Origin of the sequence: Mycolicibacter virginiensis, assembly GCF_022374935.2 — a bacterium.
Taxonomy (GTDB): domain Bacteria; phylum Actinomycetota; class Actinomycetes; order Mycobacteriales; family Mycobacteriaceae; genus Mycobacterium; species Mycobacterium virginiense.
The window spans coordinates 3755150-3779035 of record NZ_CP092430.2; the positions used below are offsets into that span (position 1 = coordinate 3755150).

At 68.2% G+C, this 23886-nt stretch carries 19 protein-coding genes; 11 read left to right on the top strand and 8 right to left on the bottom strand.

Going from position 1 to position 23886, the window contains the following annotated elements; translation table 11 throughout:
- The first annotated feature begins 112 nt into the window (after positions 1 to 112).
- Together MJO54_RS18270 and MJO54_RS18275 are read left to right on the top strand one after the other, a co-directional pair.
- On the top strand, positions 113 to 544 hold the full coding sequence (locus MJO54_RS18270; RefSeq protein ID WP_046283431.1) for an MmpS family transport accessory protein: 432 nt from the start codon (positions 113 to 115) through the stop codon (positions 542 to 544).
- Positions 541 to 3441 (top strand): MMPL/RND family transporter, encoded by a 2901-nt coding sequence (locus tag MJO54_RS18275; RefSeq protein WP_046283430.1) that lies wholly within the window; start codon positions 541 to 543, stop codon positions 3439 to 3441. The genes MJO54_RS18270 and MJO54_RS18275 overlap by 4 nt, the downstream gene beginning before the upstream one ends.
- Before the next feature lie 9 nt (positions 3442 to 3450).
- On the opposite strand, the gene MJO54_RS18280 is transcribed toward MJO54_RS18275, so the two are convergent.
- Positions 3451 to 4314, bottom strand: a complete 864-nt coding sequence (locus tag MJO54_RS18280; protein ID WP_046283429.1) for a universal stress protein — start codon at positions 4312 to 4314, stop codon at positions 3451 to 3453.
- A gap of 88 nt (positions 4315 to 4402) precedes the next feature.
- Here MJO54_RS18280 and otsB point away from each other — a divergent pair, with 88 nt between their 5' ends.
- Complete coding sequence (otsB, locus tag MJO54_RS18285; RefSeq protein WP_046283459.1) at positions 4403 to 5530, top strand: trehalose-phosphatase; 1128 nt, start codon at positions 4403 to 4405, stop codon at positions 5528 to 5530.
- 9 nt (positions 5531 to 5539) lie between these two features.
- Here otsB and MJO54_RS18290 read toward each other — a convergent pair whose 3' ends face one another.
- Positions 5540 to 6409: a MaoC/PaaZ C-terminal domain-containing protein gene (locus MJO54_RS18290; protein ID WP_046283428.1), complete on the bottom strand. Its 870-nt coding sequence runs from the start codon at positions 6407 to 6409 to the stop codon at positions 5540 to 5542.
- 87 nt (positions 6410 to 6496) lie between these two features.
- Here MJO54_RS18290 and MJO54_RS18295 point away from each other — a divergent pair, with 87 nt between their 5' ends.
- Genes MJO54_RS18295 through MJO54_RS18310 form a run of 4 tightly spaced genes read left to right on the top strand, consistent with a single transcriptional unit; the run spans position 6497 to position 11149 of the window.
- Complete coding sequence (locus MJO54_RS18295) at positions 6497 to 7213, top strand: histidine phosphatase family protein (protein WP_434085413.1); 717 nt, start codon at positions 6497 to 6499, stop codon at positions 7211 to 7213.
- 10 nt (positions 7214 to 7223) lie between these two features.
- A complete protein-coding gene (locus MJO54_RS18300; RefSeq protein ID WP_046283426.1) occupies positions 7224 to 7889 on the top strand; it encodes a TMEM175 family protein in 666 nt (221 codons plus the stop codon).
- A 31-nt stretch (positions 7890 to 7920) separates the two neighbouring features.
- Positions 7921 to 9957 (top strand): SDR family oxidoreductase, encoded by a 2037-nt coding sequence (locus MJO54_RS18305; protein ID WP_240175280.1) that lies wholly within the window; start codon positions 7921 to 7923, stop codon positions 9955 to 9957.
- A 10-nt stretch (positions 9958 to 9967) separates the two neighbouring features.
- Positions 9968 to 11149 (top strand): nucleoside hydrolase, encoded by a 1182-nt coding sequence (locus MJO54_RS18310; protein ID WP_240175281.1) that lies wholly within the window; start codon positions 9968 to 9970, stop codon positions 11147 to 11149.
- Positions 11150 to 11224: 75 nt separating this feature from the next.
- On the opposite strand, the gene MJO54_RS18315 is transcribed toward MJO54_RS18310, so the two are convergent.
- Together MJO54_RS18315 and imuA' are read right to left on the bottom strand one after the other, a co-directional pair.
- Entirely contained in the window at positions 11225 to 12820 is a 1596-nt protein-coding gene (locus MJO54_RS18315; RefSeq protein WP_065152944.1) for a DNA polymerase Y family protein, read from the bottom strand.
- A gap of 11 nt (positions 12821 to 12831) precedes the next feature.
- Complete coding sequence (gene imuA', locus MJO54_RS18320) at positions 12832 to 13539, bottom strand: DnaE2-dependent mutagenesis accessory factor ImuA' (RefSeq protein WP_065152945.1); 708 nt, start codon at positions 13537 to 13539, stop codon at positions 12832 to 12834.
- A gap of 174 nt (positions 13540 to 13713) precedes the next feature.
- Between imuA' and MJO54_RS18325 the strand changes: the two genes are divergently transcribed.
- Together MJO54_RS18325 and MJO54_RS18330 are read left to right on the top strand one after the other, a co-directional pair.
- Entirely contained in the window at positions 13714 to 14568 is an 855-nt protein-coding gene (locus tag MJO54_RS18325) for an oxygenase MpaB family protein (RefSeq protein WP_240175282.1), read from the top strand.
- Positions 14546 to 15148 (top strand): TetR/AcrR family transcriptional regulator, encoded by a 603-nt coding sequence (locus MJO54_RS18330; protein ID WP_240175283.1) that lies wholly within the window; start codon positions 14546 to 14548, stop codon positions 15146 to 15148. The genes MJO54_RS18325 and MJO54_RS18330 overlap by 23 nt, the downstream gene beginning before the upstream one ends.
- Before the next feature lie 17 nt (positions 15149 to 15165).
- On the opposite strand, the gene MJO54_RS18335 is transcribed toward MJO54_RS18330, so the two are convergent.
- Together MJO54_RS18335 and guaA are read right to left on the bottom strand one after the other, a co-directional pair.
- Positions 15166 to 16077 (bottom strand): phytanoyl-CoA dioxygenase family protein, encoded by a 912-nt coding sequence (locus tag MJO54_RS18335; protein WP_240175284.1) that lies wholly within the window; start codon positions 16075 to 16077, stop codon positions 15166 to 15168.
- 5 nt (positions 16078 to 16082) lie between these two features.
- On the bottom strand, positions 16083 to 17648 hold the full coding sequence (gene guaA / locus MJO54_RS18340; protein WP_240175285.1) for a glutamine-hydrolyzing GMP synthase: 1566 nt from the start codon (positions 17646 to 17648) through the stop codon (positions 16083 to 16085).
- Positions 17649 to 17694: 46 nt separating this feature from the next.
- Here guaA and MJO54_RS18345 point away from each other — a divergent pair, with 46 nt between their 5' ends.
- Positions 17695 to 18471 carry a beta-phosphoglucomutase family hydrolase gene (locus MJO54_RS18345; RefSeq protein WP_240175286.1) on the top strand — a complete coding sequence of 259 codons (777 nt, stop codon included), beginning with the start codon at positions 17695 to 17697 and terminating at the stop codon, positions 18469 to 18471.
- 10 nt (positions 18472 to 18481) lie between these two features.
- Positions 18482 to 20842 (top strand): glycoside hydrolase family 65 protein, encoded by a 2361-nt coding sequence (locus MJO54_RS18350; RefSeq protein ID WP_240175287.1) that lies wholly within the window; start codon positions 18482 to 18484, stop codon positions 20840 to 20842.
- A 55-nt stretch (positions 20843 to 20897) separates the two neighbouring features.
- On the opposite strand, the gene MJO54_RS18355 is transcribed toward MJO54_RS18350, so the two are convergent.
- Complete coding sequence (locus tag MJO54_RS18355; RefSeq protein WP_065152949.1) at positions 20898 to 22619, bottom strand: GMC oxidoreductase; 1722 nt, start codon at positions 22617 to 22619, stop codon at positions 20898 to 20900.
- A gap of 63 nt (positions 22620 to 22682) precedes the next feature.
- The gene (locus MJO54_RS18360; RefSeq protein ID WP_064890235.1) at positions 22683 to 23831 is read right to left on the bottom strand and encodes a GuaB3 family IMP dehydrogenase-related protein; all 1149 of its coding nucleotides are present in this window, start codon (positions 23829 to 23831) and stop codon (positions 22683 to 22685) included.
- Positions 23832 to 23886: the final 55 nt, after the last annotated feature.

A 23886-nucleotide genomic window follows, 5' to 3' on the forward strand; every position in this document is an offset into this window, starting at 1 on the left:
CCCTCCAAGATATCGAACATATGTACGAAACACCCTGGGAAGGGTGTGAAAAAGAACTTTGATGCACTAATCTGTGTCAGTTCCGGCACGATGCGAAAGGGCCACTGCTTTCATGTTCGGCGCTCTCAGACGCGCGTGGTTACCCCTGCTCATCATCGTCGTCGTCGCGGTAGGGGGGTTCACCGTGCAGCGAGTCCGCGGCTACTTCGGAGCCGACGACAGCGGCAATGGGACCGTCCCGTTCGAGGACACCAAGCCGTTCCACCCCAAGGTCGTGGTCTACGACATCTTCAGCCCGGACGGCACCTACGCCGATATCAACTACCTGGACCTCGATGCCACCCCGCAACGGATCGACGGCGCCAGCCTGCCGTGGTCGCTGACCCTGTCGACCACCAACCCGGCGGTGAGCCCCAACATCGTCGCCCAAGGTGACGGCGCCACCATCGGCTGCCGCGTCACCATCGACGGCGTCATCAAAGAAGAAAGAATCGCCACCGGCCCCGTGAGCGCCCAGACCTTCTGCATTGTGAAATCCGCATGAGCAAGCACACCAGCGACGACACCCCGACCGACACCCTGCCGGCCACGCAGCCGCCGCCCAAGCGCGGCGGTATCCCGGCGTGGATCCGCCGGCTCGCGGTGCCCATCATCTTGGCCTGGCTGGCGATCACCGTCCTGGTGAACGTCGTCGTACCGCAGCTCGACGAGGTCGGGAAGATGCGCGCGGTGTCGATGGCCCCACGCGACGCTCCGTCGATGATCGCGATGATGCGCATCGGCAAGGTGTTCGACGAGTTCAAATCGGACAGCTCGGCGATGGTGGTCCTCGAAGGCGACCAGCCGCTCGGCGACGACGCGCACAAGTATTACGACCAACTGGTCGCCAAGATGGAGGCCGACCACACCCACGTCGAGCACATCCAGGACTTCTGGAGCGACCCGCTGACCGCGGCGGGATCGCAAAGCCCGGACGGCAAGGCCGCCTACGTTCAGGTGTATCTGGCCGGCAACATGGGCGAGACCCTGGCCAACGAATCGGTCGAGGCCGTCCAGCAGATCATCGCCGACACCCCGGCACCTGAGGGGGTGCACGCCTACGTCACCGGTGGGGCCGCCCTCAACGCCGATCAGCACATCGCCGGCGACAAAAGCCTGAAGATCATCACCGCGCTGACCTTCGTGGTGATCATCACGATGCTGCTGTCCATCTACCGCTCCGTCGGCACGGTGCTGTTGGTGCTGGGCATGGTGGTCTTCGAGCTGAGCGCTGCCCGCGGCGTGGTGGCCGTGTTGGCCTACTACAACATCATCGGCCTGTCGACGTTCGCGGTGAACCTGCTGGTGACACTCGCGATCGCCGCCTCGACGGACTACGCCATCTTCCTGCTGGGCCGCTATCAAGAGGCCCGAGCGCTCGGCGAGGACAAAGAGTCGGCCTTCCACACCATGTATCACGGCACCGCGCACGTGATCCTGGGCTCGGGTCTGACCATCGCCGGCGCGACCTTCTGTCTGCACTTCACCCGACTGCCCTACTTCCAGTCGTTGGGCGTTCCGCTGGCGATCGGCATGTTGGTCATCGTGCTGGCCGCCCTCACCTTCGGCTCGGCGGTCGTGGCGGTGGCCAGCCGCTTCGGCATGCTGGAGCCCAAGCGGGCGATGCGAATCCGCACCTGGCGGCGGATCGGCGCGATGATCGTGCGCTGGCCGGGACCGGTGCTGGTGGCCACCACGGCGGTCTGCCTGATCGGCCTGCTCACGCTGCCCGGGTACAAGACCAACTACAACGACCGGCAGTACCTGCCGGACTACGTGCCGGCCAACATCGGCTACGCCGCCGCCGACCGGCACTTCTCCCAGGCCCGGATGAGTCCGGAACTGCTGATGATCGAGACCGACCACGACCTGCGCAATCCGGCCGACTTCCTGGTGATCAACCGGATCGCCAAGCGGGTGTTCGAGGTGCCGGGTATCGGACGGGTGCAGACCATCACCCGGCCGCTGGGCACGCCGATCGAACACACCACGATCCCGTTCGCGATCAGCATGCAGGGCACCACCCAGCAGCTGAACATGAAGTACCAGCTCGACAGCATGAAGAACATGCTCAAGATGGGCGACGACATGGCGGTCTCTGTCCAGAGCATGAAGGACATGCTCGAGGTCACCCGCGCCATGTCCGAGACGACCCACAGCATGGACCTCAAGATGCACCACATGCTCGACGACATCCAGCGGATGCGCGACTCGATCGCGGACTTCGACGACATGTGGCGTCCGATGCGCAGCTACTTCTACTGGGAGCCGCACTGCTTCGACATCCCGATCTGCTGGTCGATCCGGTCGATCTTCGACGTGATGGACGGCCTCGACCAGATGACCGAGGACTTCGAGAAGGTGCTGCCCGACATCGACAACCTCGACCGGCTGATCCCCCGGATGCTCGAGATCATGCCGCCGATGATCGAGACGATGGAAAACATGCGGACCACCCAGCTGAAGATGCAGTCCACCATGGAGGGCCTGCAGCTTCAGATGGAGAAGATGATGGAAGGCCAGAACGCCATGGGCAAGGCGTTCGACGAGTCCAAGAACGACGACTCGTTCTACCTGCCGCCCGAGGCGTTCGACAACCCCGACTTCAAGCGCGGCATGAAGATGTTCCTGTCCCCCGACGGGCACGCGGTGCGGTTCATCATCAGCCATGAGGGCGACCCGATGTCCCCGGAGGGCGTCAGCCACATCGCGCCGATCAAGCACGCCGTGCACGAGGCGCTCAAGGGCACTCCGCTGGAGGGCTCCAAGGTCTATCTCGGCGGCACCGCGGCCATGTTCAAGGACATGAAGGACGGGTCGGCCTACGACCTGATCATCGCCGGCATCGCCTCGCTGTGCCTGATCTTCATCATCATGCTGCTGATCACCCGGGCCGTGGTGGCCTCGGCGGTGATCGTCGGCACGGTGCTGCTCTCGCTGGGCACGAGTTTCGGTATCTCGGTGCTGATCTGGCAGCACATCATCGGCTTGGACCTGCACTGGATGGTGCTGGCGATGTCGGTGATCATCCTGTTGGCGGTCGGCTCGGACTACAACCTGCTGCTGGTCTCCCGGATGAAGGAAGAGCTGCACGGCGGACTCAAGACCGGCATCATCCGCGCCATGGGCGGCAGTGGCTCCGTAGTCACCTCGGCGGGCCTGGTGTTCGCGTTCACCATGATGTCGATGCTGGTCTCCGACCTGCGCGTGATCGGCCAGGTGGGCTCCACCATCGGCCTGGGTCTGCTCATCGACACCCTGGTGATCCGCTCGTTCATGACGCCGTCGATCGCCGCGCTGCTGGGCCGCTGGTTCTGGTGGCCGCAGCGGGTGCCGTTGCGCCCGAGCCCGGTGGCGCAGCAGGCGGTGGCCCGGGCGAGTGAACCGGTGTCAGCCGGCTGACGCTGGCCGTTATGACGCCGGGCGGACGACGACCACCGGTGTGTGGGCTGACTGCACCACTGCCTGGCTGACCGAGCCGAGCAGCATGCCGGTGAAGCCGCCGCGGCCGTGGCTGCCCACCACCACCAGCTGAGCCTCCTGGGATTGGTCGACGAGTTGGTCGGCCGGTCGGTCATCGACCACCACGCGGCGCACCGTGACGTCGGGGTAGCGCTCCCGCCAGCCCGCCAGTCGTTCGGCCAGGGCCAGTTCGCCCTCAGATGCCATCGCCGCGGTGTCGACGCCGGGGAAGTCCATCAGTCCGGTGTCGTGCCAGGCATACACCGCGATCAGTTCCACCCCACGCAACGAGGCCTCTTCGAATGCCAGCGCGGTTGCGGCCTCCGACACCGGGGATCCGTCGATACCGACAACCACCGGTGCGGTGTCGGGACGCAGATGGTCTTCGTGGATGACCACGACCGGGCAGTGCGCGTGCCGCACCAGCGACGAGCTGACCGAGCCGAGCAACAGCCGGCGCATCCGCCCGTGCCCGCGCGACCCGACCACCAGGCGGGCGGCTTCGTGACTCATGTCCACCAGCATCGGCACCGTGGAGCCCACGACGGTCTCGGCGGTGACCTGCGTCGCCCCGGCCGCCTCGGCGATCTCGACGGCCTCACGCAGGTAGCGTTCGCCCTGGTCACGCTGCCACTCGGTGTAGCCGGGCGGCATCGGTGTCTCGGGGAACGTCATCACCACCGGGGAAGCCAGTACGTGGACCAGGACGAGCGGCAGGTTGTGCAGCGCGGCGTCACGCGCCGCCCAGTCGACTGCCGCTACCGACGACGGCGATCCGTCGACACCGACCAGGATTCCGGGAGTGGACGACATCGGGGCTCTCCTTGTGTTCGGGGAACTCTCTAGACCCCTACCACGCTAATCGGAACCGGGCTGTGGCACCGTGGTGGACATGGTTGGCATGTCGGTCACGATCGACCCGCGCCGGCATGACGCGGTGCTGTTGCGGCTCGACGATGCCGACACGGCGCCGTTGACCGAGCGGCTGCAACAAGCTGGCGTGCAGGTGGCCGCGGCAGCCCCCGATGACTCCGACGGTTCCAGCGCCGAACTGCTGGCCGCCGCCGCCGGGTTGGCCGTGCGGCCGGGCCGCTGTGTGGTGCTCACCGACTCCCAATCGGGGGTAATCGCCGCTCGCAGTGCCGGATTCGCCCTGGTGATCGGTGTGGGGTGCGACGGCGGTGACGCGGTGGTGGCTGATCCGGGCGCGGTGTCAGTGCGTACCGGCGATCGGCCGATGTCGGCGTTGCCGGATGCGATGACGGCCTTGAACGCCGGAGCGTTGCGCGACCTCGATCACCCGGCGGTGTTCTTCGATTTCGACGGGACCCTCTCGGACATCGTCGACGATCCCGACGCGGCCCGGCCGGTGGCCGGCGCGGTGGAGGCGTTGACCGCGTTGGCCGCTCAGTGCCCGGTCGCGGTGCTGTCCGGTCGCGACCTGGCCGACGTGCGAACCCGGGTGGGCCTGGACGGGATCTGGTATGCGGGCAGTCACGGCTTCGAGCTGATCGGACCGGACGGCGCTCACCACCAGAACGACGCCGCCGTCGATGCGGTGCTGGTGCTGGCCGCAGCGGCCGGTTCGCTCCATGAGCAGCTCGGTGCGATCCCGGGAATCATGGTGGAACACAAGCGCTTCGCGGTCGCCGTGCACTACCGCAATGTCGCCCGGGATCGGGTCGGTGAGGTGCTGGCGGCGGTGCGCGAGACCGGTCGGCGCCGCGGCCTGCGGGTCACGACCGGGCGTGAGGTGATCGAGCTGCGTCCCGAGATCGACTGGGACAAGGGCCGTACGCTGCACTGGCTGCTGGATCGGATGACCGGGGTGAAGACACCGCTTTTTCTCGGCGACGACATCACCGACGAAGACGCGTTCGACGCGGTGGCCGAACTGTCGGGCGCCGGAATAGTGGTGCGGCACAACGACGACGGCGATCGTGCGACCGCCGCCCGCTACGGTCTGGACAGCCCGGCGCAGGCCGCCGAGTTCACCGCACGGCTGGCTGAGCGGCTGGCCGCCGGCTGATCTGCGACCTCAGGCCTGGTATTCCACCGCGCCGTCGTCAAGCACCACCCGCGGGTTGGTGCCGTCGGGACCGGCTGCCTCGGTGCGGAACACCGCCTTGCCCGGCTCGGTCCGCCAGATCGAGGTGGTCAGCGTCTCCCCCGGGAACACCGGGTCGGTGAATCGTGCCGAGATGGCGCTGACCCGGCTGGCGTCGCCGCCGCCGAGCTCGGCGACCAGCGCACGACCGGCGAAACCATAGGTGCACAGCCCGTGCAGGATCGGCTTGGGGAAACCGGCCAGTGTGGTGGCGAACCACGGATCGCTGTGCAGCGGGTTGCGGTCGCCGGAGAGCCGGTAGAGCAGCGCCTGGTCCTCACGGGTCGCATACGCGACGCGGGAATCCGGCTCGGTGTCGGGGATCTGCGGGGCGGCCGCCCGTTGCCCGGGTTCCCCGCCGAAGCCGCCGGCCTTGCGGATGACCAGGGTGGTCAGCGTCTCAACGACCAGCTCGGAAGTCTTCGAATCGGTGCCGCGCGCCCGCAGCATCACGACGGCGTTCTTGCCCTCGCCCTTGTCCTGAATGTCGGCCACCTCGGCCACCACCTGCAGGCTTCCGGCGGGCGGCAGCGGGGCGAACAGTCGTACCTCTTGGGAGCCGTGCAGCAGCAGCGCCGGGTTGAACGTGCCGATCTTGCCGACGGCCGCAAAGCCCATGCAGCAGATGACGGCGTAGGTGGGCAGCACCTGTTGCGGGGTGTCATGGCTGTTCTCGGTGGTGAATGCCAGATCGGCTGTTCCGGCGCCGACCCCGAGCGCATAGAGCATGGTGTCGCGATCGGTCCATGCGAACGGCATCGGGTCGGCGGTCGCGCCAATGGCCGTCGGGTCCAGTGCCACGGATTCTCCTTCACCTCGGACGAATTGGCCCCCACCATTTCAGCAGAACCGGTCGCGTCAGCGCCATCCACACGGCAGGCTGTCGGCATGGGGAAGCGCACCTGGAACCGCACCGGCACCCTGTTCGCAATGTTGGCGGCGGCGCTGGCCACGGTGCTGGCGCTCAGCGGTTGTTCGGGGACACCGCACCCGCGCAACATCACCCTGACGCTGGTCCGGCACGCGGAATCCGAAGCCAACGCCGCCGGAATCCTCGACACCTCGGTGCCCGGTCCGGGACTGACCGAGAAAGGCCGCGTCCAGGCTCAGGAGATCGCAGATCAGCTCTCCCGCGGCCACCACGACGGTGTCTATGCCTCGTCGATGGTGCGCACTCAGCAGACCGCCGCCCCGCTGGCCCGCGAACTCGGCCGTCAGGTGCAGATCCTGCCCGGGCTGCGAGAGATCAGCGCCGGTTGGTTCGGCGACAAGCCCCGAGACGTGGCCAATTCGGCATATTGGCTTGCCCCGCAGGCATGGCTGCACGGTGACCGGACCGCAGCCATCCCCGGCTCGATCGACGGCAACCAGTTCAACGACGAGTTCGGCGCCGCGATCCAGCAGATCTACGACTCCGGCGACACCAACCCGGTGGCCTTCGCACACGGGGCGTCGATCGCGACGTGGACCCTGATGAATGTCAAGAACCCCCGCGATGAGCTGTTGATCGACCATCCACTGCCCAACCTCGGCAAGGTGGTGATCACCGGCAACCCGGCCACCGGCTGGAAACTGTTGGACTGGGACGGGATTCGCGCATTCTGACCGGGTGCCGATGAGCGCGTCTGACGGCTCCGACGCTCCGGCCGGCTTGACCGACACCGGACGCGTGGAGGCGTTCAGCGACGGTGTCTTCGCGATCGCGGTGACCCTGCTGGTGCTCGACCTCAAAGCACCCGAGCACGCCCCCGGACAGCTGCTGGAGGGCCTGCTTCGGCAGTGGCCGGCCTACCTCGGCTACCTCGCGTCGTTCGGCTACGTCGCGGTGATCTGGCTCAACCACCACCAGGCGTTCACCGCGATCAAACAGGTCAACAAGGGTGTACACCTGGCCAACATCGCCCTGCTGTTCACCACGGCGCTCATCCCGTTTCCGACCGCGGTGCTCTCCCGCGCGTTCATCGACGGCGCTGACACCCACGACGCGCGTACCGCCGTGGCCCTGTACGCCGGCATTTTGGCGGTGATGTGCGCGAGTTGGCTGCTGCTGTTCGACCAGGTCAGCCGATGCCCCGACCGGCTGGTCGCAGACGAGGTGGATCCGCGCGTGTTCGCCGCCCAACGGCTTCGGTCGATGACCGGGATCGTCGCCTATCTGGTGGCGGGCGTGATCGGCGTGCTGTGGTCGCCGATGGTCGCGCTGGCGATTTTCGTCGTGATGCCGGCCTTCTACGCGATCAATATCCCGGGCATGACCCGGCGAGACTCAACTCACCATTGACGTAGCCGACCCGAGCGACCACCATGACCGCATGCGTTATGTCGTTACCGGCGGTACCGGGTTTATTGGGCGGCGGGCGGTGGCCCGAATTCTGGAGCACAGTCCCGATGCGCAGGTGTGGGTGCTGGTGCGCCGCGCCTCGCTGGGCCGCTTTGAGGCCCTGGCCGCTCAGCACGGTCAGGCATGGGGCGAGCGGGTGAATCCACTGGTCGGCGACCTGACGGAAGAGAATCTGGGGTTGACCGACTCGGCGCTCGCCGAACTGGGCGACATCGACCACGTGCTGCACTGTGCGGCCATCTACGACATCACCGCCGGCGCGGCCGAACAACAGGCCGCCAACGTCGAAGGCACTCGCGCGGTGATCGGGCTGGCGAAGCGGCTCGACGCCACCTTGTCGCACGTGTCGTCGATCGCGGTGGCCGGCAACTACGCCGGTGAGTTCACCGAAGACGACTTCGACATCGGCCAGGAACTGCCAACCCCGTATCACCAGACCAAATTCGAGGCCGAAGCACTGGTGCGCTCGACGCCGGGACTGCGCTACCGGGTGTATCGGCCGGCGGTGGTGGTGGGCGATTCCCATACCGGCGAGATGGACAAGGTCGACGGGCCATACTACTTCTTTCCGCTGTTGGCCAAGCTGGCGGCACTGCCCCGGCTCACCCCGATGGCGGTGCCGGACACCGGACGCACCAACGTGGTTCCGGTCGACTACGTCGTCGATGCGCTGATCGAGTTGATGCACGCCGACGGGTATGACGGGCGCACCTTCCACCTCACCGCGCCGCGCTCTATCGGGCTGCCCGACATCTACCGCGCCGTCGCGCGAGAGGCCGGGCTTCCGCCGCTACGCGCCACGCTGCCCGGCGCCGTGGCGGCCCCGGTGCTCAACGTCCGCGGGCGGGCCCGGGTGTGGCGCAACATGATGGCCACCCAGCTGGGCCTGCCCGCCGAGGTGCTCGACCTGGTGAACCTGCGGCCGACGTTCGTCGCCGACGCCACCCGCGCGGCGCTTGGTGGCAGTGTCCGGCTGCCCGAGTTCGCCGACTACGCGCCGGGGCTGTGGCGGTACTGGGCGCAACATCTGGATCCCGACCGCGCCCGCCGCGACGATCCGGCCGGGCCCCTGGTCGGCCGGCACGTCATCATCACCGGGGCGTCCAGCGGTATCGGCCGGGCTTCGGCGATCGCCGTCGCCGAGCGCGGCGGCACGGTCTTCGCGCTGGCCCGCAACGGCTCGGCACTCGACGATCTGGTGGCCGAAATCCGGGCCGGTGGTGGGCAGGCGCACGCGTTCACCTGTGACGTCACCGATTCGGCGTCGGTGGAGCACACCGTCAAGGACATCCTGGGCCGGTTCGGGCACGTCGACTACCTGGTGAACAACGCCGGCCGGTCGATCCGCCGATCGGTGGTCAACGCATGCGATCGGATGCACGACTACGAGCGCACGATGGCGGTCAATTACTTTGGCGCGGTGCGCATGACGCTGGCGCTGCTGCCGCACTGGCGGGAACGACGGTTCGGCCACGTCGTCAACGTCTCCAGCGTGGGGGTACAGGCGCACAGCCCCAAGTACAGCGCGTACGTGCCCACCAAGGCGGCGCTGGACGCGTTCGCCAATGTGGTGTCGACCGAGACACTGTCGGACCACATCACGTTTACCAACATCCACATGCCGCTGGTGTCCACCCCGATGATTGCGCCGACCGGAAAACTGGTTCCGATGGGGGCGATCAGCGCCGAACACGCGGCGGCAATGGTGGTTCGCGGGCTGGTCGAGAAGCCGGACCGGATCGACACCCCATCGGGCACGCTGGGCGCGGCCGGCAACTACTTCACCCCCAAGCTGTCCCGACGGGTCCTGCACCAGCTGTACCTGGGCTACCCGGACTCGGCAGCAGCACGCGGCATGGCGCCCCCAGAAACCACCGAAGCCGTTGCACCCGTTGCGGCACACCCGACTCGACGGCGCCCGAAGCGGCCGTCGCGGGCGATCCCCCGGGCACGGACGCCCCGCCCGATCAAGCGGGCGGTGCGGTTGGTTCCGGGCGTGTACTGGTGAGCCTGCGCTTGTGACACTGCCCGTCTTCGCCGACTTCGATACCGGCGTCGACGACGCGGTCGCGCTGGTGTACCTGTTGGCCAGCCCGGATGCCGAACTTGTCGGGATCGCCGCTACCGGCGGAAACGTTGCGGTACAGCAGGTCTGCCGCAACAACCTGGCCCTGTTGGAATTGTGCGGGGCGACCGGCGTGCCGGTGTCCAAAGGCGCCGACGGACCGGCCCGCACCGCGGAGAACATCCACGGCCCGCAGGGGCTGGGGTACGCCGAGTTGCCGCCCGGCACCGGACAGCTCACCGGATACGACGCCGCCGCAGCCTGGGTCGCCGCCGCGCGGGAACATCCGGGGCAGCTGATCGGTCTGGCCACCGGCCCGCTGACCAACCTGGCATTGGCACTGCGGACCGAGCCGGCACTGCCCACGCTGCTACGTCGGCTGGTGATCATGGGCAGTGCGTTCTCCGGCGAACGGTCCGGCTGGGCCGAGTTCAACATCGGGTTCGATCCCGAGGCGGCCGCTGAGGTATTCACGACATGGGGAACAGTTGCGCCGCAACGGCTTCCGATCGTGTGCGGCCTGGATCTGACCCGGCACATCGCGATCACGCCGGCGATCCTGGCGCGACTGTCCGCGCCGGCTGACAGCCCGGTGGTTCAGCGAGGCTCGACGCAGGAGAGCCGAAGCTGGGACCACCGCATGAACCCGGTGGTTCAGCGAGGCTCGACGCAGGAGAGCCGAAGCTGGGACCACCGCATGAGCCCGGTGGTTCAGCGAGGCTCGACGCAGGAGAGCCGAAGCTGGGACCACCGCATGAGCCCGGTGGTTCAGCGAGGCTCGACGCAGGAGAGCCGAAGCTGGGACCACCGCATTAGCCCGGTGGTTCGGATGCTCAACGACGCACTGCGGTTCTATTTCGAGGCACACGAGGCGCACGGCCACGGCTACCTGGCGTATCTGCACGATCCGCTGGCCGCGGCGGTCGCACTGGAACCCACGCTGGTGACGACTCGCCAGGCTGCGGTGCGAGTCGAGCTTGCGCCCGGCGATGCGCGCGGGCGCACGGTCCCCGACTGGGATGCCGCACAGCCCAACGCGCTGATCGGGGTGGGCGTCGACCCGGCGGTGTTCTTCGACCGGTTCGTGCAGCGGGTCAGCGCATTCGCCGGTTCTCTCCCACCGAACGTGCACTGAGGGCGATCTCGGAGCCGAATTCTCGCGCTGCGTACACGTTCGGCGCGGGGTCCCTCGCGCGGCAATTGACCGGGTTCACTCGTACACCCCCTCCAGATACCACCGTCGCAGCCGGTAACACAGCAGCAGCGCCCGCCCGGGCGCTGCGCTTCCCGGCGAGTCCTCCAGCAGCGCCTGGACCCGGGCGGTGCGCCCGGATCCCGGCCCCTCCCGCTGCGGGTCCCACCACCGTTCGTCGACCGGCCAGGGACCGGCCCACCAGCGCAGCCGGTCGTCACGCCCCCGGGCGACCAGCCAGGCCGGGTCGGCGGAGAAGAGCCCCCGGCCCGTCACTCGGATCGGATTGCGTTCGGCGTCAAGCAGTTCCACCGGGTCATCGAGCAGTACCGACGGCGAGGGTTCGGGAAGCCGGCCGGGCCACGGCTGGCGCGGGTCGGCTAGCGGCACCGGCTCATCCCCCAGCGGGGTCAAGGTGATGCGCTCGGCGGGGCCGCGGCCGCCGGAGAGCACCGGCACCCGTACCGCTTCGGGACCGAGCAGGCTCTGCACCCGCACCAGGGCGCGGCGGGCACGCAACCGGTCCTCCTCCCCGAGGCCGCCCCACAGCGGCAACTGCAGCGCTTCGGTCGCCGAGAGCACCTCCACCGGCTCCAGCCGCAGCAGCGTCACCGGACCGGAGGGCCGGTCGGAGCCGACGCGGCTGTTCAGCCAGCCGTCCAGCTGCCAGCGCACCCGATCCGCGGTGGCATCCTCGGTCAACGGCTCGGCGCATCGCCACACCCGGGTCAGCTCTTGTCCGGTGTCGGTGACGGCGTGAATGGCCAGCCGGGTGCAGCCGACCCCGGCGGCCATCAGCGTCCGGTGCAGCGCACCGGCCAGCGAGCGACCGGCGAACGCCGCGGCGTCGACCCGGTCGATCGGCGGATCGCAGTGCAGCACGGCCTCGAGATCCGGCGTGGGCTCCCGCCCGGACGGACCGCGTTCCGGCTCGGCGCGGGCGAACCGGTGCGCGATGAGCGCGTCGGGGCCGAACCGCGAGGTGACATCCGGCCGGGGCAGCGCAGCGAATTGCCCTATGGTTCGAATTCCCAAGCGCCACAACAGGTCAACCAGGCCGTCCCGCCCGGGACCGGACAGGCTGGGCTCGGCGGCCAGCTGCCGGATCGACAGCGCCGACAGGAATCGGGCGTCTGTCCCGGGCGGCACCACGGCCCCGGCACGTGCGGCGAGCACCGCGGTGGAGAGCCCGTCGGCGATCCCGACCTGGCATTCGACATCGGCCGCGGCCACTGCATCGACGAGGCGTTCAGCGGCCCGCTCCTCGGAGCCGAAGACTCGCACCGCACCGCGCACCGACACCACCAGCAGCCCGGGCCGCAACACCTCAGCAGCCGGCATCAGTTCGTCGACCGCAGCCAGGACCGGCTCGAACAGCCGGGCATCGCGATCGGTGTCGGCGGCCACCACATGCAGCGCTGGACAGCGGGCCGCCGCTTCTCGGCGTCGCAGCCCACGCCGGACCCCCGCCGCCCGGGCGCCCGCCGAACAGGCGACCACCCGGTTGGCCAGAGTGACCGCAATCGGCGCGGTGGCCGGCAGCCCCGCCGCGGCCGCCGCGGCGACCGCGGGCCAGTCCATGCACCACAGCGCCAGCACTCGAGAGTCGACCATGAGAAGGCTCGCTACCCGGCCCTGGTTCGCCCGGCCGCGCGTCCGGCGGCCCGCACCTCGAGCCGCACCGCGCCGATCCGCCCGAAGCCGGGGATGGCGCCGCAGCCCGCCATCTTGTCGCCTACCGTCTCATAGCCGCTCACCCGAGCGTCCAACTGCAGCGCCGTGCCCTGCCAGGCGCCGCCGGAGACCAGCAGGGCGCAGCCCCGGTGTCGCGCGCGGGCCAGCACCACCCGGGTGCGCGCCGGCGGCACCGATCGACCACCCAGTCCGAGCACCACCAGATCCATGCCGTCCATCAGCACCGTGGCCACCTCCACCGGGTCGTTGCCGGGGTCGGGGATCACCGCGAGCCGGCTCAGGTCGGCGCCCATCTCGGAGGCGGCCAGCAGACCGAGATCGGGCTGACCGACGATGGCTGCGTTGCCGCCGGCCGCCGTCACCGTGGCCACCATGCTCAGCATCAGCGAGCGGGCCCCCGAGAGCACCGCCACCGTGCCGCGCGGCAGCCCGGCGGGCAACACCCCGGCCAGCAGCGACGGGACCGGCAGCACAGCCTCGAAAACCGGGTCGGCCGGGGCCGCCGAAGGCCCAGCCCCCCGCCGGCCCACACCCACCTTGCCCGACACCGCCGCCATCTGCCGACGCAGCTGTTCTAGCTGGTCGGCGCGATTCTTTCCGGAGCTATGACGTTGCCCCAAGTCCACTGCCGCCGTCATGATCGCCTCCGGAAAACACTCGAATATGTTCGAAACTATGTTCGATTGACCCGAGTGAACACTTCCCCACCGACAACCGTCAAGCCGGATCTCGCGGCGGCGCATCAACGGCCCCTCGCGCCCCATCAGCACCGATGATTGGTACATAGTTCAAAATATGTAACACTGTTCCGCATGACCCAATCCGTGGAGTCCGACGCGACTACCGATGCGCTGCCGTTGGGACCGCAGTCCTTGGTGTGGCGCTACTTCGGCGACAACCGGATGTTCTTGATCGGGCCGCGGCCCGCGGTGCTGCAGAACATGCTCGCCGAGCTCGGCCAGGGCGTGCTTGACCACTCGGTGTTCTTCACCGACACCGCCGCCCGCATCAAACGCTCGCTGCCGCCGATCTTCATGACCGTCTACGGCGACGACTCGGACAACACCGGCCAGCAGGTGCGCGACTTCCACCACAACATCAAGGGGACGATGCCCGACGGGAGCCGGTATCACGCCCTGGATCCCGAGACCTACTTCTGGGCGCACGCCACCTTCGTCGAGCAGGTGCTGTACTTCGCCGACACCTTCGTCAAGCGGCTGACCCCCGCAGAGAAGGAACGGATCTACCTCGAATCGAAGACCTGGTATCGCCGCTACGGTGTCAGCGACCGGGCGATGCCGGCCGACTACGCCGCGTTCGAGCGCTACTGGAATCAGATGCTGGACAAGGTTCTCGTCGACCACCCGACCGCCAAGTACGGCGTCGGCTATGTCACCAAGGGTTTCCCCTGCCCCAAGGGAGTGCCGCCGACGCTGTGGCGGGCGATCTCGGTGGTCTTCAATCCGCTCGCGGCGTTTCTCACCACCGGCGGTATGCCGCCGAGCACCCGTGCCCAACTGGGCCTGCCGTGGAGTGATCGCCACGAGCGACGCTATCAGCGGTTCGCCGCGGTCTGCCGGTCGCGGCCGGTCAACTGGGCATGGGATCATTTGCCGATGCGACTGCGCTACAACCAATTCGCCTATGCCGGCTACACCCGGGGCTGACCCGGCGACCACCGCCATCCTCGATGCCGCGGTCGCCGAGTTCGAGCAGCACGGCTTCCGACGGGTCGCACTCGACGACGTCGCCCGCCGCGCGCGAGTCAGCCGCACCACCATCTACCGCCGGTTCGCCGGCCGCGATGAGCTGGTCGCCGCGGTCATCGACCGGGAGAACGCCGCGCTCTACGACGACATCGCCGCCGAGCTGAAAAACTCTGGCCCCCAGTCGAATTACTATGTCGAGGCGTTCACCTCGGCGATCATGCAGTTTCGCCGACATCGGGTGCTCAACCGGATGATCACCGACGAGCCGGCGCTGGCGCTGGAACTGGGCCAACGGCACTACGACGCGATCATGGACCGGATGTCCGAAGCGCTGCAGGTGATCTTCCCGGCCGGATTCGCCGAACGCATCGGCGCGGCGGTGGTCACCGAATTGGCCGACATCATCCTGCGCTACGCCGCGATGGCACTGTTATTGCCGTCGCGCGAACCGCTGGAATCCGCCGAGGACATCCGCACATTCGCGACCGCGCATTTTCTGCCGAGTCTTCCCGCGGCACTGCGCGCAATGCCGATGTAGGGGGTTGCCCCCACTCATCAGAGGGCCGCACTGACTCCCATCGAGGCCGCCACCTCGGGCATGTAGCGCTCCGCGAGCAGGGTCGCGATGGCCTCGACATCACTGGCCAGCGGATACATGTGGCGATATTGCAGAACCTGTTTGCCGATCAGCCCGAGCCGCTCGGTGAACGTCGGCATGCGGCCCGGATCCAGCAACGGTGTGTTGAACGGCGCGCAGTCGGAACGCTGAAACTCAAAAGCCGCGCTGATCCGCGGCGCGGCCCCGAGACGGCTGCCGCGCCCGCCCCAGTGCAGCACTGCCTGGTTCCAGGCGAACATGGTGCCGGCCGTGGCCGGTAGCGCCCGAACGTCCTGCACATTGCGGACCACGGTGTTGTCCGGCCCGTCCCATCGACGCTGGACGAAACGATCGTCGAGATGGGCGGGCAGCACGTACATGCATCCATTCAGCGGGGTGGCATCGGTGAACGGGAGCCACACCGTCAGCGTCCGCGGCGAGTTGTCGGCATCGAGAGTCCCGATCACCCGGTCGCGGTGCGGGCCCCAACCCACCGCGTTGTCGCTGGGGTTGACGTGCCAGACCCAGAAGTCGGGCAATGCCTGGTATCCCTCGCCCATCACGCTGGACAGGAAATCTGAAAGCCCCTGGAAAGCCAGCCACAGCTCGTCATAGACGAAGGCGAAAGCCAGTGGGATGCCTTGTTGGAACAGCGTCGACACGCCCGCGCGAATGGGCGCGATGGCCGCTTCCGGCAGGGCGTCGGGAACCTGGACGTAGCCCTCGCGCTTCAGGTTGGCCAGCTGGGTGTCGAGCTCACCGACCGCAGCGGACGGGCGGGCGCCCCCGGCTTCTATCGACATTTCTGGGCATAGCTGCGCCCAGAATTCGCGACGCACAACGTCGGCAGCCGAAAGCGCAGCAATCATCGTGGCTACTCCCACTCAATAGTGCCGGGGGGTTTGCTGGTGACGTCCAACACTACGCGGTTGACCTCGGGAACCTCATTGGTTATACGGGTTGAGATCCGCTCCAGCACCTCGTAGGGCACCCGAGTCCAGTCGGCGGTCATGGCGTCCTCGCTGGACACCGGCCGCAGCACAATCGGATGGCCGTAGGTGCGGCCGTCGCCCTGCACGCCCACCGAACGGACATCGGCCAGCAGTACCACCGGGCACTGCCAGATCTGGTGGTCCAGACCGGCGGCGGTCAACTCCTCGCGGGCTATCGCGTCGGCCGCCCGCAGCGTCGCCAGCCGCGGACCGGTGACCTCGCCGACGATCCGGATGCCCAGCCCGGGACCCGGGAACGGTTGGCGGGCAACGATCTCCTCCGGCAGTCCCAGCTCGCGCCCGACCGCACGCACCTCATCCTTGAACAGCAGCCGCAGCGGCTCGACGAGACTGAACTTCAGGTCGTCGGGCAGCCCGCCGACGTTGTGGTGGCTCTTGATGTTCGCGGTGCCGGTCCCCCCGCCGGATTCCACCACGTCCGGATACAGCGTGCCCTGCACCAGGAATTCGACTCCCCCTTCAGAAGCGTGGTCTCCCAAGGTGTCTCGCACCGCACCCTCGAACGCCCGGATGAACTGGCGCCCGATGATCTTTCGCTTGCCCTCGGGATCGGACACCCCGGACAACGCGTCGAGGAACACCGCTTCGGCGTCCACGGTGACCAGCTTGGCGCCGGTAGCGGAGACGAAGTCGTTCTGCACCTGCTCGCGCTCCCCGGCGCGCAACAGCCCATGGTCGACGAACACACATGTCAGGCGGTCACCGATGGCACGCTGCACCAGTGCCGCGGCCACTGCGGAGTCCACCCCGCCGGACAGTCCGCAGATGGCGTGGCCGTCGCCGATCTGTTCACGCACCTGCTCGATCAGCGCATCGGCGATGTTGGCGGGCGTCCAGGCCGCGTCGATGCCGGCGAACTCGTGCAGGAACCGGCTGAGCACCCGCTGCCCGTAGGGCGTGTGCAGCACCTCGGGGTGGTACTGCACCCCGGCCAGCCGGCGGGCGCGGTTCTCGAATGCGGCCACCGGGGCGCCCGCGGTGCCGGCCACCACGGTGAACCCGTCCGGCGCTACGGTCACCGCGTCACCGTGGCTCATCCACACCGGCTGAGTGCCCGGCAGGCCCGAGTGCAGCTCCCCGCCGGTCACCGTCAGTTCGGTGCGGCCGTACTCACTGGTCCCGGTGTGCTCGACGGTGCCGCCGAGCGCGGCCGCCATGGCTTGGAAGCCGTAGCAGATGCCGAACACCGGAAGGTCGAGGTCAAACAGTGCCGGATCGAGCTGCGGGGCGCCCTCGGCGTAGACGCTGGACGGCCCGCCGGACAGCACGATCGCCAGCGGATCGCGCGCGGCGATCTCTTCGACGGTCGCGGTGTGCGGGATGACTTCGGAGAACACCCTCGCCTCCCGAACCCGGCGGGCGATCAATTGGGCGTACTGCGCGCCGAAGTCGATGACCAAGACGGGGCGAGACGATGGTGATGACACGCAAAGAGTCTAGTGGCGGCGAAAGTCAGCCGGACCAACGGCGGGCATGGTGAAGTGTAGGCACGCCGGATCGCCGGAGGGAGAACATGTGCTGGGTCTGCCCGAAACGGTGCGTGCCTGCCTGTTCGACCTCGATGGAGTGCTCACCGACACCGCCAGCGTGCACACCCGCGCCTGGAAATCCATGTTCGACGCCTACCTGTCGGCGCGTGCCGAACGCACCGGCGAGCCGTTCGTGCCGTTCGACGCGCAAGGTGATTACCGGCGCTTCGTCGACGGCCGCAAACGCGACGACGGGGTGCGCGCGTTTCTGGTCAGCCGCGGCATCACGCTGCCCGATGGCGCCGACGACGACCCGCCCGACGCCGAAACCGTGCACGGTCTGGGCAACCGCAAAAACGAGGCGTTCCGGGTGACGCTGCAGGCCGACGGCGTGGAGGTGTTCGAGGGGTCCCGGCGCTACCTGGCGGCGGTCACCGCTGCCGGCCTGGCCACCGCCGTGGTATCAGCCAGCGCCAACGCCGGTGACGTGCTGGCGCTCACCGGTCTGGAGAAGTTCATTGCGCAGCGAGTCGACGGCGTGACGCTGCGCGCCGAACACATCGCGGGCAAGCCCGCACCGGACTCGTTTCTGCGGGCCGCGCAGCTGCTCGGGGTCACCCCCACCGCGGCAGCGGTATTCGAAGACGCCCTGTCGGGAGTGGCGGCCGGTCGAGCTGGCGGGTTCGGCTTCGTGGTGGGCGTCGACCGGGTGGGCCAGCGCGACGACCTGCTGAGCCACGGCGCCGATGTCGTAGTCACCGATCTGGATCAACTGTTGTGAAAGCGGGCCGATGATCGCGCAAGATTACTTTCCGATAGAACCGTGGCAGATCCGCGAAACCCACCTCGATCTGAATCTGCTTGGGCAGACCGAGTCCCTGTTCGCACTGTCCAACGGACACATCGGCTTACGTGGCAACCTCGATGAGGGCGAACCGCACGGGCTGCCCGGCACCTACCTGAACTCGTTCTACGAGGTGCGGCCGCTGCCGCACGCCGAGTCCGGATTCGGCTACCCGCAGGCCGGGCAGACCGTCGTCGACGTGACCAACGGCAAGATCATCCGGCTGATGGTCGACGACGAACCGATGGACGTCCGCTACGGCGAGCTGATCGACCACGAACGCATCCTCGACCTGCGGGCAGGCACCCTGACCCGCCACATCCACTGGCGTTCCCCAGCGAAGAAGCAGGTCAAGGTGCATTCGACCCGATTGGTGTCGCTGGCGCAGCGCGGCGTCGCGGCCATCGAATACGTCGTCGAGGCGATCGACGAATTCGTCCGTGTGACAGTGCAATCCGAGCTGGTCGCCAATGAGGACCAGCCACCGACCTCCACCGACCCACGAGTTGCGGCGATCCTGGAGAACCCGCTGGAGGCCGTCGAATGCGAGAACACCAACACCGGCGCGGTGCTGGTGCATCGCACCCGGGCCAGCGAACTGATGATGGCCGCGGCCATGGATCACGAGGTCGAGGTACCCGGCCGGGTCCAGGTGTCCACGATGACGATCTCCGACGTGGCGGCGACCACCGTGGTGTGCGGCCTGCGCCCGGGGCAGAAACTGCGCATCGTCAAATACCTGGCCTACGGCTGGTCCAGTGAGCGGTCCCGGCCCGCGCTGCGCGATCAGGCCATCGCGGCGCTGACCGGTGCCCGCTACAGCGGCTGGCAGGGGCTGGTCGACGCCCAACGCGCCTACCTCGACGAGTTCTGGGACGGCGCCGACGTCGAGGTCCACGGCGACCCGGACTGCCAGCAGGCTATCCGCTTCGCGCTGTTCCACCTGCTGCAGGCCAGTGCCCGCGCCGAACGGCGTGCCATCCCCAGCAAGGGCCTGACCGGCACCGGTTATGACGGCCATACTTTCTGGGACAGCGAGAGTTTCATCCTGCCAGTGCTGATCTACACCGCTCCACACGCGGCAGCCGACGCGCTGCGCTGGCGAGCGACCACACTCGATCTCGCGCGCGAGCGAGCCACCGAGCTGGGACTGTCCGGCGCGGCTTTCCCGTGGCGGACGATCCGTGGCCAGGAGTGCTCCGGGTACTGGCCGGCGGGCACCGCCGCCTGGCACATCAACGCCGATATCGCGGCGGCGTTCGAGCAGTACCGGGTGGTCACCGGCGACAACACGGTGGAGCAGGAGTGCGGGCTGGCGGTGCTGATCGAGACCGCGCGACTCTGGCGCTCGCTGGGGCACCACGATCGGCACGGGGTGTGGCACCTGTACGGGGTCACCGGCCCCGACGAATACACCGCGATCGTCCGCGACAACGTGTTCACCAACCTGATGGCCGCTCACAATCTGCGCACTGCCGCGCAGGCGTGCGCCCGCCACCCCGACGCCGCCCACGAACTGGGGGTCACCACCGAGGAGATGGCCGGCTGGCGGGACGCGGCCGACGCGGCGCACATTCCCTATGACGAGGAACTCGGGGTGCATCCGCAGTGCGACGGTTTCACCATGGCCGCGGAATGGGACTTCGACACCCGCAACACCTACCCGCTGCTGCTCAATGAACCCTATGTGCGGCTGTATCCGGCCCAGGTGGTCAAGCAGGCCGACCTGCTGCTGGCCATGCAGTGGCGCAGCCACGCATTCACCGACGAGCAGAAGGCCCGCAACGTCGACTACTACGAGCGGCGCACGGTGCGCGACTCGTCACTGTCGGCGTGCACCCAGGCGGTGATGTGCGCCGAGGTGGGGCATTTGGAGTTGGCCCACGACTACACCTACGAGACGGCGTTCGTTGACCTGCGCGATCTGCACGACAACACCCGCGACGGCCTGCATTTGGCGTCGCTGGCCGGTACCTGGCTCGCCTTGGTGGCCGGGTTCGGCGGCCTGCGTGACGACGCCGGCGTGCTGTCGCTGGATCCCGCACTGCCGGACGGGATCTCACGGCTACGGTTCGGGTTGCGTTGGCGGGGATTTCGGGTGACGGTCGACGCCAACCACAGCAAGGTCACCTACACCCTGCGCGATGGCCCCGACGGTCTGCTGACGATCAACCATGCCGGCGAGGAGGTCGAACTGAGCACGCAGTCCCCGACCACGCTGCCCGCCCGTCGGCGTGAACCGCTGCTGCCCGCCCCGCCCCAGCCGCCCGGGCGCGAGCCGAAGCACCGCCGGGAGGTAGCGCGGTGAACCCGTGCGATTTCGGCGCGGTTGCGCCCGCTCAGCGGGAATTATCGCGCCGAAATCACCCGGGCCAGCGCAGTGCACCGAAAGCGCTGTCCGGCACCGCCGGGTTCTTCGGCGCGATCGGGTCCAGTCGCCGGTAGGCCTCGCCCTGGGTGGGCCGCAGATCGGCCTCGCCCTTGTTGGGCCACAGCGACGCGGCCCGCTCGGCCTGCGCGGTGATCGACAGCGACGGGTTGACACCGAGGTTGGCCGACACCGCCGCGCCGTCCATCACCGCCAGGGTCGGGTAGCCGTACACCCGCTGGTAGGGGTCGATGACGCCGTGCTCGGGGCTGTCCCCGATCGCCGCCCCGCCCAAGAAGTGCGCGGTGAGCGGGATGTTGAACAGCTCGCCCCAGGTGCCACCGGCCACGCCGTCGATCTTGGCGGCGATGCGGCGGGTGACCTCGTTGCCGACCGGGATCCAGCTGGGGTTCGGCTCGCCGTGGCCCTGCTTGCTGGTGTAGCGACGGATGCCCAGTTTGCCGCGTTTGGTGAAGGTGGTGATCGAGTTGTCCAGGTGCTGCATCACCAGGGCGATCACGGTGCGCTCGCTCCAGTCCTTGGGGTTCAGCAGCCGCAGGATGTTGCGGGGGTCTTCGCGGCCCTGGTTCAGCAGTTGCTTCCAACGCGGCACATCCGTCCCGCCCGGCCCGGAGCCGTCGGTCATCAGGGTCTGCAACAACCCCATGGCGTTGGAGCCCTTGCCGTAGCGGACCGGTTCGACGTGGGTGTCGGCGGTGGGGTGAATCGAAGAGGTGATCGCCACGCCGTGGGTCAGGTCCAGATCCGGGTTGACGCTCAATGTGGCCGCACCCACGATGGATTCGGAGTTGGTGCGGGTCAGCACGCCCAGCTTGTCGGACAGCTGGGGCAGCTTGCCCTTATCGCGCATCTTGAACAACAGCCGCTGGGTGTTGTAAGTGCCGGCGGCCAGGATCAGGTGCCGGGCAGTGAAGGTCTTGCGGTGCCGGCGCGCGCGCAGACCGGTTCGCACCGTTGTCACCTGCCACAGTCCGTCGGCACCCTGCTCGAAGGCTGTCACCGTCGTCATCGGATGCACCTGTGCGCCAGCCGATTCCGCCAGATACAGGTAGTTCTTGACCAAGGTGTTCTTGGCACCCCAGCGGCAGCCCGTCATACATTCTCCGCACTCGATGCAACCGGTGCGCTGCGGGCCCGCACCGCCGAAGAACGGATCGGCCACGGTCTTGCCCGGTTCCTTGGCACCGTTGGCGCCGTCCGGGCCGAAGAACACCCCGACCGGGGTGGCTACGAACGTCTCGCCGACCCCCATCTCATCGGCGACCTGCTTGACGATGCGGTCGGCGTCGGTGAAGGTCGGGTTCTGGACCACGCCGAGCATCCGCTTGGCCTGGTCGTAGTGCGGCATCAACTCGGCACGCCAGTCGGTGATGTGCGCCCACTGCTTGTCGGCGAAGAACGGCTCCGGCGGGACATAGAGGGTGTTGGCGTAGTTCAACGACCCGCCACCGACGCCGGCGCCGGCCAGCACCATGACGTTGTTGAGCAGGTGGATGCGCTGAATGCCGTAGCACCCCAGCTTCGGCGCCCACAGAAACTCCCGCAGATGCCAGGAGTTCTTGGCGAAATCCGCGTCGGCGTATCGGCGTCCGGCTTCCAGTACGCCGACCCGATAGCCCTTCTCGGTCAGCCGCAGCGCGCTCACGCTGCCACCGAAACCCGAGCCGATGATCAGGACGTCGTAGTCAGGCTCCATAGCCAGCAAGTATGACCGTACTCACCGGTAACTTGCTAGATAGGCTGCCCTTACCTCCTGGATTCAGGAACCGACGGTCAGGCCGACCTTCTGGAATTCCTTGAGGTCGCAGTAGCCGGCCTTGGCCATCGAGCGACGCAGCCCGCCGACCAGGTTCAACGAGCCGAACGGGTCGTCGGAGGGGCCCTCGAGCACCTGCGCCAGGCTGGGGCGCTCCCCGTAGGCGACCTGCATCAGCGCGCCGCGCGGCAGGGAGGGGTGGGCGGCTGCCGAGGGCCAGTACCAGCCGTCGCCCTGCGCCTCGGCTGCGCCCGCCAGCGGCGTGCCCAGCACCACCGCGTCGGCGCCGCAAGCGATCGCCTTGGCCAGGTCGCCGGACGTATGGATGTCGCCGTCGGCCAGCACGTGCACGTAGCGCCCGCCGGTCTCGTCGAGGTATTCACGGCGCGCAGCGGCCGCGTCGGCGATCGCGGTGGCCATCGGCACCGAGATGCCCAGAACCTCGTCGGAGGTGGTCACCCCGGAAGTGGAGCCGTAGCCCACGATCACCCCGGCCGCGCCGGTCCGCATCAGGTGCAGCGCGGTGCGGTGGTCGATCACTCCGCCGGCCACCACCGGGATGTCCAGCTCGGAGATGAAGGTCTTCAAGTTGAGCGGTTCGCCCGCACCATCGCGGTCCACGGCGACCCGTTCCGCGGAGATGATGGTGCCCTGGATGACCAGCAGGTCGACGCCGGCGGCCACCAGCGCCGGGGTCAGTGCCGCGGCGTTCTGCGGGCTGACCCGCACCGCGGTGGTCACGCCGGCCTCGCTGATGCGTGCCACCGCGGCGCCGAGCAGCTCGGGGTTCAGCGGGGCGGCGTGCAACTGCTGCAGCAGCCGGATCGCCGCCGAGGGCTCGGGTTCTTTGGCGGCCGCTTCGGTCACCTGGGCGATCTTGGACTCGACGTCGGCGTGGCGGCCGATCAGCCCTTCGCCGTTGAGCACACCCAGTCCACCGAGCCGGCCCAGTTCGATGGCGAACTCCGGGGAGACCAGCGCGTCGGTGGGATGAGCCAGCACCGGCATCTCGAACCGGTAGGCGTCCAGCTGCCAGGCGGTGGACACGTCCTTGGAGGAACGCGTACGCCGGGACGGCACGATGTTGATGTCGTCGAGCTCATAGGTGCGACGGGCGGTGCGGCCCATGCCGATCTCAACCATGTCACGCATGACGGGTCAGCCTCGTTTCTGTTGCTCTGCTTGTCTGCGCGCAGACGCGGGGACG